Annotated in this window: 10 protein-coding genes; 1 reads left to right on the top strand and 9 read right to left on the bottom strand. The window is 63.1% G+C overall.

The genetic code is table 11. The features are described 5' to 3' along the window. The 3 genes from EN845_RS15545 to EN845_RS15535 all read right to left on the bottom strand — a co-directional run. On the bottom strand, positions 1 to 1,550 hold a 1,550-nt coding region (locus EN845_RS15545), incomplete at its 3' end, for a potassium transporter Kup (protein WP_135897772.1). Positions 1,551 to 1,745: 195 nt separating this feature from the next. Further along, on the bottom strand, positions 1,746 to 3,659 hold the full coding sequence (locus tag EN845_RS15540) for a potassium transporter Kup (RefSeq protein WP_127871616.1): 1,914 nt from the start codon (positions 3,657 to 3,659) through the stop codon (positions 1,746 to 1,748). Positions 3,660 to 3,757: 98 nt separating this feature from the next. Further along, entirely contained in the window at positions 3,758 to 4,498 is a 741-nt protein-coding gene (locus tag EN845_RS15535) for a pyridoxine 5'-phosphate synthase (RefSeq protein WP_127871617.1), read from the bottom strand. A gap of 160 nt (positions 4,499 to 4,658) precedes the next feature. On the opposite strand from EN845_RS15535, the gene EN845_RS15530 reads away from it, so the two are divergent. Continuing rightward, on the top strand, positions 4,659 to 5,087 hold the full coding sequence (locus tag EN845_RS15530) for an STAS/SEC14 domain-containing protein (RefSeq protein ID WP_127280159.1): 429 nt from the start codon (positions 4,659 to 4,661) through the stop codon (positions 5,085 to 5,087). Between the two features lie 30 nt (positions 5,088 to 5,117). Here EN845_RS15530 and EN845_RS15525 read toward each other — a convergent pair whose 3' ends face one another. The 6 genes from EN845_RS15525 to EN845_RS15500 form a co-directional block, all read right to left on the bottom strand. Next, a complete protein-coding gene (locus tag EN845_RS15525) occupies positions 5,118 to 6,245 on the bottom strand; it encodes an ATP-dependent RecD-like DNA helicase (protein WP_127871618.1) in 1,128 nt (375 codons plus the stop codon). Positions 6,246 to 6,386: 141 nt separating this feature from the next. Next, positions 6,387 to 6,752: a nitrile hydratase accessory protein gene (locus tag EN845_RS15520; protein ID WP_167531381.1), complete on the bottom strand. Its 366-nt coding sequence runs from the start codon at positions 6,750 to 6,752 to the stop codon at positions 6,387 to 6,389. After that, entirely contained in the window at positions 6,739 to 7,398 is a 660-nt protein-coding gene (nthB, locus tag EN845_RS15515; RefSeq protein ID WP_127871619.1) for a nitrile hydratase subunit beta, read from the bottom strand. Before nthB ends, EN845_RS15520 begins: the two co-directional genes overlap by 14 nt. After that, the gene (gene nthA, locus EN845_RS15510; RefSeq protein ID WP_127871620.1) at positions 7,395 to 8,015 is read right to left on the bottom strand and encodes a nitrile hydratase subunit alpha; all 621 of its coding nucleotides are present in this window, start codon (positions 8,013 to 8,015) and stop codon (positions 7,395 to 7,397) included. The genes nthB and nthA overlap by 4 nt, the downstream gene beginning before the upstream one ends. 78 nt (positions 8,016 to 8,093) lie before the next feature. Next, positions 8,094 to 11,255 carry an efflux RND transporter permease subunit gene (locus tag EN845_RS15505; protein WP_127871621.1) on the bottom strand — a complete coding sequence of 1,054 codons (3,162 nt, stop codon included), beginning with the start codon at positions 11,253 to 11,255 and terminating at the stop codon, positions 8,094 to 8,096. After that, positions 11,252 to 12,514 (bottom strand): efflux RND transporter periplasmic adaptor subunit, encoded by a 1,263-nt coding sequence (locus EN845_RS15500; protein WP_127871622.1) that lies wholly within the window; start codon positions 12,512 to 12,514, stop codon positions 11,252 to 11,254. The genes EN845_RS15505 and EN845_RS15500 overlap by 4 nt, the downstream gene beginning before the upstream one ends. Positions 12,515 to 12,763: the final 249 nt, after the last annotated feature.

Raw genomic sequence — 12,763 nt, 5'->3', positions numbered from 1 at the left:
ACCTTGTAATGCTTCAGGCTGTGCATCAGCGCGGTCGGTGCGCTCAAGGGATCGCTGGTTAGGAACACGGCGGTGCCCGAGACCAGCTGCGGCTTCTTCTTCAACAGGTTGCCGGCGAGGAAATCGAGCGGGATCTCGTTGCGGCGGGTCTTGTCGAAGAGATAGCGGCTGCCGCGCACCCAGGTCCACATGCCCAGCACGATGGTGAAGGCCACGACCAGCGACGCCCAGCCGCCTTCGAACACCTTGACGATGTTGGAGGCGAAGAAACCGATGTCGATGAAGGCAAACAGCACGGTCAGCGGGATCGCCACCGAGAGCTTCCACTTCCAGATCCGGGTCATGACGACATAGAGCAGCACCGTCGTCACCAGCATGTTGCCGGTCACCGAGATGCCGTAGGCGGAAGCCAGCTTGCTGGATTCGCCGAAGCCGACCACCAGCATCATGACCACCAGGGCCAGCAGCAGGTTGACGCGCGGCATGTAGATCTGGCCGGACTGCTTTTCCGACGTGTGCAGGATTTCCAGCCGCGGCAGCATGTTGAGCTGCACCGCCTGCCTGGTCAGCGAGAAGGCACCCGAAATCACCGCCTGGCTGGCGATAACCGTCGCGGCGGTCGCCAGCACGACCATGGGAATCAGAGCCCAACCCTCGTTCATCTCGAAGAACGGATGGCCGACGATGCCATTCTTGGCCAGCACGAAGGCGCCCTGTCCGGCATAATTGAGCAGCAGACAGGGAAACACGATCGCCAGCCAGGCAAGTACGATCGGCTTGCGGCCGAAATGACCGAGATCGGCATAGAGCGCTTCTGCACCGGTCACGGCGAGGAAGACGGCGCCGACCGTGACGAAGGCCACGTCCGGCGAATGAATCAGGAAGGCGACGATGTAGTGCGGGCTGATTGCCAGCAGGATTTCTGGATCGTTGATGATGTGTTTCAGGCCGGAAAGGCCGATCGCCAGGAACCAGACCGCGGTCACCGGCCCGAACACCAATCCCACCCCGCCCGTGCCAAAGCGCTGCACCGCGAACACCATGGCGAGGATGACCAGGGTCAGCGGCACCACATAAGGCTGGAAAGCAGGCGTGACGACGTTCATGCCCTCGACCGCCGAAAGCACCGAAATCGCCGGCGTGATGACCGCATCGCCAAAAAACAGCGAGGCGCCGACGATGCCAATGCCCAGAATCACCGCCGAGCGCTTCGGGAAACTGCCGCGTGCCAGCGCCATCAGCGACAGCACGCCGCCTTCGCCGCGGTTGTCGGCGCGCAGCACGAACATGATGTATTTTATCGTAACCGTAATCGTCAGCGACCAGATGATCAGCGACAGCACACCGAGAATATCGCCGCGATCAGCAACGGTGCCGTGTGACGACGCGACCAGCGCTTCTCGAAAGGCATAGATAGGGCTGGTGCCGATATCCCCATAGACCACACCGAGCGCGCCCAGCATCAGCACCTTGGTGCTATGCTGTTCGATTTCCGGATGGCTCGATTGGTCGACGGGTTCTGCCTCACTACCAGCATTGGCAAGGGCCATGTACGACACTCCGATAAACGCGCGGTGCTCTACGCTTGCTGCAATGCAATATCAAGTGCCGTAACGTTATGGCACTCATGTTAGCAGCGCGCGGCTCCCGGTGGGCGACGTCTTGCGATGTCGATCCATGCGACGTTTCGCATGCTCATATCCCGAACCATCGCAAAACAACCAGGCCCGGCGAACTCGTACCTATTAAATGGCGACCTGCGTGCCGATTTCAACGACGCGTCCGGTCGGGATCTGGAAATACTCCGTCGCATCGGCCGCCGTGCGCGCCAGCCCGATGAACAGCCGGTCCTGCCACACCGGCATGCCGGAATTGGGCGAGGCCTTGAGCGAGCGCCGCGACAGGAAGAAGGACGTCGTCATGATGTCGAACTTCCAGCCTTGCTTGCGGCATATCGCCAGCGCGCGCGGGATGTTGGGCTGCTCCATGTAGCCGAAGGTCAGCGTCACCCGCATGAACAGCTCGTTGACCGTCTCCATCTTGACCCGGTCGCTGTCGGGCACCACCGGCTGCGGTGCGGTGACCACCGAGAGGATGACGTTCTGCTCGTGCAGGACCTTGTAATGCTTCAGGCTGTGCATCAGCGCGGTCGGTGCGCTCAAGGGATCGCTGGTTAGGAACACGGCGGTGCCCGAGACCAGCTGCGGCTTCTTCTTCAACAGGTTGCCGGCGAGGAAATCGAGCGGGATCTCGTTGCGGCGGGTCTTGTCGAAGAGATAGCGGCTGCCGCGTATCCACGTCCACATGATCAGCCCCATCAGGCTCGCAACGGTGATCGAGACCCAGCCGCCTTCAACGATCTTCACGACATTGGCCAGGAAGAAGCCGCTGTCGATGATGCCGAACAGTAAGGTCAGCGCCAGGGCGAGCGCCAGCTTCCATTTCCACATCTTGCGCATCACCACGAACAGCAGGATCGTCGTCATCAGCATTTCGCCGGTCACCGAGATGCCGTAGGCGGAAGCCAGCGAACTCGAACTGCCGAAACCGACCACCAGCAGCATCACGCCCATCGCGATGAGCAGGTTGACGCGCGGCATGTAGATCTGCCCGGACTGCATTTCCGAGGTATGTTGCACCTCGATGCGTGGCAGAAGGTTGAGCTGCACCGCCTGGCGGGTCAGTGAAAAAGCCCCTGAAATGACCGCCTGACTGGCAATGACGGTCGCCGCCGTTGCCAGTCCCACCATCGGCATCAGCGCCCAGTCAGGCAGCATCTGGAAGAACGGATTGGTCGGTTTTCCATCATTGGCGAGCACAAAGGCGCCCTGCCCGAAATAGTTGAGCAGCAGGCAGGGAAACACCACGGAAAACCATGCCAGCACGATCGGCTTGCGTCCGAAATGGCCGAGATCGACATAAAGCGCCTCGGCCCCGGTCACGGCCAGGAACACCGCGCCGACAGTGACGAAGGCGGCGGTGGGGGTGCTGGCCAGATAGGCGACCGCGTAATAGGGATTGATGGCCAGCAGGATCGATAGATCATCCATCAAGTGATAGATGCCAGCAACGCCGATCGCCAGGAACCACAGCGCCGTCACCGGCCCGAACACCGCCGCCACCTTTCCCGTGCCGAAGCGCTGCACGGAGAACAGGATGGCAAGGATAAGCAGCGTGATCGGCACGACATAGGCGTCCAGCGTCGGGGTCACCACCGTCAGGCCTTCGACCGCCGACAGCACCGAGATGGCCGGCGTTATGATCGAATCGCCGAAAAACAGCGCCGCGCCACAAAGTCCGATCACGAGGATCAGTCGGGCGCCTTTGGGATAGGCGCTGCGTGCCAGCGACATCAGCGACAGCGTGCCGCCTTCGCCCTTGTTGTCGGCACGAAGCACGAAGGCGACATATTTGATGGTGACGATGATCGTCAGCGCCCAGACAATCAGCGACAAAACGCCAAGCACGTGAACGCGCGTATCGATGCCGGGCGAAGCGTGAAGCGCCTCGCGAAAGGCGTAGATCGGACTTGTGCCTATATCGCCATAGACGACGCCGAGCGCGCCCAGCATCAGAACCTTGGTGCTGTGCTGCTCAACCTCGGAACGGCTCGATTGCTCGACGGTTTCAGCCTCGCTAACGCGACTGGCAAGGTCCATGGACCACTCCCCGACAAGCGCGCAGTGACTCACGCATGCTGCGATGCGGTGTCAATTGCACGCTATGGCTGCCATACCTGCAAAGCGAAGCCCTAACCCTACCAGCCGCAGGCTCTGAGAAACCGACCCACCGTGCCGGCCATGCCATACTCCAACGCGTCGGCTGTCAACCCATGTCCGATCGACACTTCGGCCAATGCCGGAACACGCCTTGCCAGCGCGGGCAGATTGGCCACCGTCAGATCGTGTCCGGCGTTGACCTGAAGGCCGGCGGCGAATGCCGCGTCAGCGGTTTTCCCCAATCTTTCCAATTCTTTGGCCGCCTTACCGGAATCGGAATAGTAGCTGCCATAAGGGCCGGTATAGAGTTCAATACGATCGGCGCCCGTATCGCGCGCGGCCCCTATGCCGGCGGAATCCGCGTCGGAAAACAGCGAGACCCTGAAACCGCCCTTCTTCAGACGCTTGACAACAGGCGTCAGGAACGCCGCATCGGCGATGAAGTTCCAGCCGTGATCGGAGGTTGCCTGTGCCGGATCGTCGGGAACCAGCGTCACCTGTTCGGGCTGATTCTTCTCCACAAGCGCCAGGAAATCCTCACTTGGGTAGCCCTCGATATTGAATTCCGCCTGCGGGAACTCATCGTCGATCAGCGCCCTGATCAGGGGCAGGTCGGAATGCCTTGTGTGACGTTCGTCGGGGCGCGGATGCACCGTCAGCCCATGCGCGCCTGCGGCAAGGGCAAGGCGGCCGACGCCGATCACATCGGGCCATGGCAGGTCGCGCCGGTTGCGCAGCATGGCGATGGCGTTGAGGTTGACGGAAAGCTTGGCGGGCATGGGCTTGGCGTCCGTGAAACAGTCGATCGAGGCGCGCCACGCTCATTCGTTCCGGCACGGCGCATTTGAAACAGCGCATCTATAGCGTCTTTGGCGGGAACAGATAGGGCCTTTCCGGTGTTCCAGAAGACCAACATATTCCGTGAAGGGAGGCACCACCTTGAATTTCCTCCAATCCGTGCCGGCGATCCGCCGCATCGACACCAGCCGCGACGACCTCCTTGCCTTCGATGTGGTCGGCCATGTCTCGGCCGCCGATGCCGAGAACCTGTTCGGCCTGCTGGAGGCGGCCTATGCGCTCCATCCGAGAATCGACGTCGCCGTGCGCATAGTCGATCACGAGGGCGTCGACTGGGCCGACATCTCCGATGAGACCATCAAGAAGGGTGCCGTCCACGCATTGGAGCATATTGGCCGTTGCGCGGCGATCGGCGCGCCTGACTGGACGCCGAACGCACGGCACGCCTTGCCCGCTTCGTCGCCTGTCGAATTCAGGCATTTCAAGATCGAGGAGGAAGCTGCTGCCTGGGAGTGGCTCGCGGCGCGGCCGACGGGCGAAGAGGCGACCGCCGCTCCAGAAAGAAAATGAAACGATTCTCCCGGCTGTCGCCGACCCCTTCTATCTGACGATGGTCAGCCGTTCGGCGGCCCGGGTGATGGCTGTATAAAGCCAGCGCTGGCGCGTTTCCTTGAAGGCCCAGCTCTCGTCGAACAGCACGATCTCGTTCCACTGCGAACCTTGCGCCTTGTGCACCGTCAGCGCATAGCCGTAGTCGAAATCGTCGAAGCGCTTCTTCTGCTGCCAGGGGATATCGGCGTCCGGATCCTCGAACGCCGCCTTGAGCAGCTTGATCTTGGCGACGCCGCGATCCGGATCGTCCTCTTCGGGCGACACCAGAAGGTTGATGCCGGGCTTCACCGTCTCGCGCGACGAGGTCATCACCTTCCAGAGCGAACCGTTGAGCAGGCCCTTGGCGGGATCGTTGCGCAGGCAGACCAGCTTGTCGCCCGCTTGTGGGTAATCGGCATTGAAGCCCTTCAGTTCGCGCAGGCGCTGGTTGTAGCGCCGCCGCGTGCGGTTGGTGCCGACCAGCACCTGGTCCGCTTTCAGCACCAGTTCCTGGTTGACGTCTTCCTTGCCGATCACCTGCGCAGTGCCATAGTCGCCGCGCATGAATTCGCGCCCCTCGCGCACGTCGAGCGCCAGCCGCAGGATCGGATTGTCGCGCGCCTGCCGGTGGATTTCGGTCAGCAAAAAGTCCGGCTCATGGTCGGTGAAGAAGCCGCCGCCCGAGATCGGCGGCAACTGGCCGGGATCGCCCAGCACCAGGATCGGCGTGCCGAAACTCATCAGGTCGCGGCCAAGCTGCTCGTCGACCATCGAGCACTCGTCGATGACGACCAGTTTGGCGCGCGAGATCGGGCTTTGCCGGTTGAGCGAAAAGGTCGGCGACATCGAGGTCTTGCCGGTCACCTCGTCGGCCACCGATTCCTCGCCCTTGGGCCGGTAGATCAGCGAATGGATGGTGCGGGCGTTGACCGCGCCCTTGGAGCGCAGCACTTGCGCTGCCTTGCCGGTGAAGGCGGCGAACTGCACCTGCCCGTCGACATGTTCGGCGAAATAGCGCGCCAGCGTCGTCTTGCCGGTGCCGGCATAGCCGAACAGCCGGAACAATTGCGGCTGGCCCGCCTGCAGCCAGCGGGCGACCGCCTGTAGCGCCTCGTCTTGTTGGGGTGAAAATTCCATCTGATCGTGTGACCGGATTCGCGAGGCAAACACAAGACAGCCGCCATCATCAACGACACAGCTGATGGCGAACTCCCTGCGATTCAGGCTATCAGCCGCAACCAAGAACGTAAAGGGAACGAAAAAGGCAACCGTGCAACTTCAGTTGGCAGCGCTCGGATCGTTCTCCAGCAGGATCGGCTTGCCATGCGGCGTGGCATGCGCGGCGCGCTCCCAGGCCAGCGCCATTGCATCGACATCAGGCTTGGCGGCCAGCCCCTTCGACGCCAGCAGGTTTTCCAGCGCCGCCAGCCAATGCTCGTAATAATCATGGCCGTCCGCCGCGGCACCTGGCTTCTTCACCTCGGCCGATAGGGCATCCGCCCATTCGCCCCACGAAAACAGGCCCTTGTCGTGCAGCGCCACCGTCATGGCGAAGGCTTCGGCCTGCCAGGGTTCGGCAAACACCTGTGCGTCGAGGCCAGCGGGCAAACCGGCGGCGGACCCCTTCGCTTCAGGCCGGCTCAAGATAGCTCTCCCAAGCGTCGATCGAGACGGTCAATGTCGGGTCGGCGCCCTCGCCCCAGATCTCGCTCCCGTCGAAGACCACGGTGTAGACCCACTGCGGGTTCTCGCCTTGCCCGTGAGCATTGCTGTCGGGAAAGACGAAGCCGTCGCGCACCGCCTCGATCGTGCCCTGCTTGTCGCGTGCATAGCGCGGCAGTCTGGTATGGCCGGTCGGGTTGAAGTTTCTGGTCCGCACCGGATCACCAGCCTTGAAGCGCGGCGCGGTCTCGACCGGCCGGTCGCACGGGCCGCCCTTGGCCAGCACGGCCGGGACATTTTCCGCCTTCAGCACTCTTTTGGGCGTCGCCGCCGGATCGACCGCGTCGGCTGCCCTGAGGTCGCGCTCGCTGACGAAGCCGTGCCGCTTGAGCAAGGTCTCCAGCGCCTTGATCCAGATCTGGTAGTAGCTGGAGCCGTAGTAGTCGGCCGGATGCAGCGATTCCCGCGCATGCCGGCTCTCGTCGATGTTCCAGGCGCCCATGGCGCCGGCGCACAGCGTCACGCCAAGCGCGCGTCGCTCCCAGTTGGCATGGAAATAAGGCTCGTTCTTCTCCGGGGCGACCGGGCCGAACCCCATCTGTCCTCCAAGATCCTGGGGGCCGTTCATGCGGGCACCCCCTTATCCGGCCCGTGGGCCAGCGCGGTGCCGATCATCGCATCGCGGCTTACCAGCTCGGCCAGCCGCTCTTCGCTCCAGCCCTCGGTGCCTTCCGGCCGCGTCGGCACGACGAGATAGCGCAGTTCCGCCGTCGAATCCCAGACGCGTATCTTCGTCTCGGCGGGCAGGGAGAGCCCGAATTCCTCGAGCACGCCGCGCGGATCGATCACCGCGCGCGACCGATAGGGCGGCGCCTTGTACCAAACCGGCGGCAAGCCAAGCACCGACCACGGGTAACAGGAGCACAGCGTGCAGACGACGAGGTTGTGGGTGTCCCCGGTGTTGAACACCGCCTGCATGTGTTCGCCCTGCCGGCCGGTATAGCTCAGCGACTCGATCGCCGCCGTCGCATCGCGCTTCAGCCACTCGGCAAAAGCGGGATCGTTCCAGGCCTTCGCCACCACCCTGGCGCCGTTGCGTGGACCGATCTTGGTCTCGTAGGTGTCGACGATGACGTCGATCGCGGCTGGATCGATCAGCCCCTTGCGGGTCAGGATAGTTTCGAGCGCCCGAACCCGCGCGGCAAACGGATCGAGTTCGTTGTCGTGATCATGATCGTGGGACATGACGGCAAATTACGGTTCCGACCTGCCCGCCGCAAGCTCCATGGCTTGGGCCAACCGGACCGGAGCTTTGTCCGTCTGCTACTCGGCGGCCGTCTTCTGCGGCTCGCCCGGGATGTCGTCATTGGTGCCGAACAGCGAGGGCTGATCGCCATCTTCGACCACATGCAGCTCGGCTTTGCGCTTCGGCATGAGCCCGGCCAGCCAGCCCGAGAAATTCTCCATGTAGACGTAGATGACCGGCGTCACGAACAAGGTCAGCGCCTGCGATGCGAGCAAGCCGCCGACGACGGCGACGCCCAGCGGCTGGCGCAGTTCCGCGCTGGCGCCGGTGCCGAGCGCGATCGGGAACGTGCCCATGAGTGCTGCCAGCGTCGTCATCATGATCGGCCTGAACCGCATCAGGCAGGCCTTGTGGATGGAGTCCGTGGCCGACATGCCCTCGCGTCGCAGTTCGAGCGCGACGTCGACCATCATGATGCCGTTCTTCTTGACGATGCCGATCAGCATCAGGATGCCGATCACCGCGATGACGGACAGATCCATGCCGGCGAAGCGCAAGGCAACGACCGCCCCGAGCACAGCCGACGGCAGGCCGGTCAAGATGGTGAGCGGGTGGATGAAGCTCTCGTACAGAATGCCGAGCACGATATAGATGGTCAGGATGGCACCACCGACCAGCAGGCCCTGGTTGGCGAGCGAATCCTGGAAGGTCTTGGCCGTGCCGGCGAAGGTGGTCGAGATCGCCGCCGGCATGCCGATCTGCGCCTTGAGCTGGTCGATGCGTTTCACGCTGTCGCCGAGCGAGACGCCCTGCGGCAAATTGTAGGAGACGGTGACGGCCGGAAGCTGGCCGAGCTGGTTGACCGTCAGGGCACCAGCCGTGCGGTCGACGCGGGCGAAAGCGCCGAGCGGGACCAGGCTTCCGCTCGCCGTCCGCATCTGGATGGCGAGCATCCGCTCGGGCGACCATTCGATCTTGGGATCGAGTTCGGTGATGACTTCGTAGCTGTCGGCCGAGCCGAAGATCGTCGAAACCTGGTCGGTGCCGAACCCGCCATAAAGCGCTGAGCGCAGCGTGTCGGTGTCGATGCCGAGTTGGGCGGCCTTGTCGCGGTCCACCACCAGCGCCGCCTGCAGAGCGTTGTTCTGCAGGTCGCTGGTGACATCGGCGAAGTTAGCGTGGTCGGCCGCCATAGCGTCATTCATCTTCTGAGCCCAGATATCGGTCAGGCCGGTATCGAGGCCCTGAACCACCAGCTGGTAGGCACTGGCCGACGACCGCGAACCCAGTCTCAGATTCTGCACCGGCTGCATGTAGGTTTCGATGCCCGCAACGCCGGCCAGTTGCTTGCGCAAATCCGCAAGCACCTTCTCGATATCGGGACGCTGGTCCTTGCCCTTGAGCTGGACGAAGAGCTGTCCCTGGTTGAGCGCATTGTTGCCGCTGCCCGCCGACCACGCGACATGGTCGACATAGGGTGATTTCGAGAACACGCTGGCCACCTGCCCTTGCAGCTTGGCCATGGCGTCGAACGAAATGTCCTGGCGCGCGATGGTGGTCACCGATATCTGGCCGATATCCTCCTGCGGAAAGAAGCCCTTCGGCGAGACCTCGATCAGCCACACCGAGGCTGCCGCGGTGCCGACGAAGACGAGGAACACAAGGAAGGTGTGCCGCAGGCAGAAGCTCAGGATCCGGTCATAACCGCGCGTGATGAGATCGCGCTTGTGGCCGGCGCCATGCGCCTCGCGGTCGGCCTTGGTCACGGACAGCAGCCGCGAGCACAGCATCGGCGTCAATGTCAGCGACACGAACATGGAGGCCAGGATGGCGACGGTCACCACGACGGCGAATTCGTTGAAGATTCGCCCGATCACGCCGCCCATCAGGAGCACCGGGATGAACACCGCCACCAGCGAGATCGAGATCGAAATGATGGTGAAGCCGATCTCGCGCGCGCCCTTCAGCGACGCGTCGAAGGCCGACAGCCCGTCCTCCTCCATGTGGCGGAAGATGTTTTCCAGCATCACAATGGCATCGTCGACGACGAGGCCGACGGCGAGCGTCAGGCCCATCAGCGAGATGTTGTCGATGGAAAAGCCGAACAGGAACATCGCTCCGAGCGTGGCGATCAGCGAGATCGGCACTGCCACAGCCGGGATGATGGTGGCCGTGACGCGGCGCAGGAACACGAAGATCACCATGACCACCAGCGCGATGGTCAACAGCAGCGTGAACTGCACGTCGTCGACGGCCTGACGGATCGAGGTCGAGCGGTCGTTGAGCAGCTTGATCTGGGCGGCGGCCGGCATCTGGTCCTGGAAGGACGGCAGCATCGCCTTGACCCTGTCGACGACGTCGACCGTGTTCGCGTCGGGTTGGCGCTGCACCGCCATGATGATGGCGCGGGTGCCGTCGTACCAGCTTGCGGTCGTGGTCGTCTGCACCGAATCGACGACGCGGGTCACCTCGCCCAGTCGCACCGGATGACCGTTCTTGGTGGCGATGATGAGGTTGGAGAAGCCGGCCGCGTTGGTAAGCTGCGTGTTGGCGGTAATGGTCAGCTGCTGCTTGTTGTTCTGCAGCACGCCGAGCGGCGTGTTGCTGTTGGCCGAAGCCACAGCCGCCTGCAGCTGATCGATCGAGATGCCCCGCGCGGCAAGCGCGGTCGGATCGATCTGGATGCGCACGGCGTATTTCTGCTGGCCGAAGATCGAGACCTGGGCCACGCCGTCGATGGTCGACAGCGATGGCGAGATGACGTTTTCGGCGAAGGCGTCGAGGTCGGTCAGCGGAACCGTATCGCTGACCAGCGACATGAGCAGGATCGGCGCGTCGGCCGGATTGACCTTGCGATAGCTCGGCGGCGAAGTCATCTGCGGCGGCAGCGATTTCTGCGTACGCGCGATCGCGGCCTGCACGTCGGCGGCGGCCGCGTCGATGTCGCGGTTGAGCACGAACTGGATGGCGATCGAGGTCTGGCCGAGGGAGTTGGTGGTCGAAATGGAATCGATACCGGCGATGGTCGCGAACTGCTTGATCAGCGGCGTCGCCACCGATGTCGCCATGGTCTCCGGCGAGGCGCCGGGCAGCGAGGCCGAGACGTTGACGACAGGGAATTCAGCGCTCGGCAGTGCCGCGACCGGCAGGAATTTGTAGGCGAACAGCCCGCCCAGCACGAGGGCGAACGACATCAGGAGCGTGGCGACCGGCCTGCGAATGCAGAATTCGGAAATCATTGGGCTTCCCCGCCGGCATTGGTCGCCTGGGCCACCTTGGGCGCGGCCTCCTTGCCTTCATGCACCGCGGCGCCGTCCTTCAGCCGTGTCTGGCCTTCGGTGACAACCTTCTCCCCGCTTTTCAGCCCTTGGCTGATGGCGCTGTTTTCGCCCTCGGTCAGCGCCACCTGCACTGGCCGCATCTGGACGGTGTTGTCCGGCTTGACCACATAGACGAACGGTCCCTTCTGGCTGGGCTGGACCGCGACGGTGGGAACCGAGGTCATCTGCGGCATGATGCCGGCGTCAAGCACGACGTTCACATATTGGCCCGGCCACAAGGAAAGATCCGCATTGGGAATGCTGGCCCGCGTGGCGATCGTGCCCGACGCGGTGTCGACGCTGGAATCGACGAAATCGAGCGTACCCTTGCCGATCGGCCTCGGGTCGCCGTTTTGGGTCAGCGTCACCGCATTCTGCTGCGGATTGGCAAGCGCCTTGTGCAGCAGCGCGAGGTCGCGTTCCGGCAGATTGAAGTTGACCTGCAGCGGATCCATCTGGGTGATGGTCACCAGCGGCGTCGCCGTGCTGCTGTTGCCATTGCTGACCGTGACGAGATCGCCGACGGCGACGTTGACCGCGCCCAACCTGCCCGAGATTGGCGCGGCAATGGTGGCAAAGCCAAGCTGGACATTGTCGGCGTCGATCGTCGCCTTGTCGGCATCGACGGTCGCCGCCGCCGCCTTCTGCGCGGCAACGGCCTGATCGTAGGTCTGCTGCGTCCCGGCCTGCTTGGCGACAAGATCCTTGGCGCGCTGAAGATCGGAATTCGAACTGGCAAGCAGCGCCTGGTCCTTGGCAAGCGTGGCCTGGTCCTTGGCGAGCTGCGCTTTCAGGGCGCGGTCATCCAGTGAAAACAGCACGTCACCGGTCTTCACCATCTGTCCGTCCTTGACGTCGATCGACACGATCTGGCTGGAGACGCGGGCGTTGATGTTGACCACGGCCGGAGAGGAAACGAAGCCGATGGCATAGCGGCGGATCGGAAAGTCAGCTGTCGTTGCAGTCGCCGAAACGATAGAGGCCGAACGGGCGCCGCCATTGCCGCCGCTGGCCTGTTTGCCGCCTGCCGGCTTGTCGGCCGCTGGCTTGTCTGTCGCGGCGACCTGCTTTGTGCCGATGAGCTGCTGAGCCTTGTTCAGCGCGTCCGGCGACAAATAGAGCCAGGCCGCACCCGCACAGGCCACCGCCAGCAATGAAAGAGCGACTTTTCCACGCATCGACAAAAGACCTCTCCGTCCGACACGCCATAGTCAGGTGGTCGTATTCTAGCGCAATTCACGGCTCACTGCCGCGATTTCGCCGAATAGATAGGACGGGCCTTTGTCGGAAAAGGGCCAAAACACGGCATTACGAAGATTTAATGTGCACTGCACAATAGCTGTGCAGCCGGGTCCAAAGGACACGTTCAGCGAGATCACGCACTATCGTCCGGTCTCAACCAGGCCGGCTTTGTGAGCTTTCGCGGC

The sequence above is a fragment of the Mesorhizobium sp. M8A.F.Ca.ET.202.01.1.1 genome, assembly GCF_004791595.1.
Taxonomy (GTDB): domain Bacteria; phylum Pseudomonadota; class Alphaproteobacteria; order Rhizobiales; family Rhizobiaceae; genus Mesorhizobium.
This window is presented reverse-complemented; position numbering and strand designations above follow the sequence as displayed.

Bases quoted from the DNA above. Each gene is read 5' to 3' on its own strand.
- EN845_RS15505 (WP_127871621.1), bottom strand. From the start codon at position 11,255: ATGATTTCCGAATTCTGCATTCGCAGGCCGGTCGCCACGCTCCTGATG.
- EN845_RS15525 (WP_127871618.1), bottom strand. From the start codon at position 6,245: ATGGAATTTTCACCCCAACAAGACGAGGCGCTACAGGCGGTCGCCCGC.
- nthA (WP_127871620.1), bottom strand. From the start codon at position 8,015: ATGTCCCACGATCATGATCACGACAACGAACTCGATCCGTTTGCCGCG.
- EN845_RS15500 (WP_127871622.1), bottom strand. From the start codon at position 12,514: ATGCGTGGAAAAGTCGCTCTTTCATTGCTGGCGGTGGCCTGTGCGGGT.
- EN845_RS15535 (WP_127871617.1), bottom strand. From the start codon at position 4,498: ATGCCCGCCAAGCTTTCCGTCAACCTCAACGCCATCGCCATGCTGCGC.
- nthB (WP_127871619.1), bottom strand. From the start codon at position 7,398: ATGAACGGCCCCCAGGATCTTGGAGGACAGATGGGGTTCGGCCCGGTC.
- EN845_RS15540 (WP_127871616.1), bottom strand. From the start codon at position 3,659: ATGGACCTTGCCAGTCGCGTTAGCGAGGCTGAAACCGTCGAGCAATCG.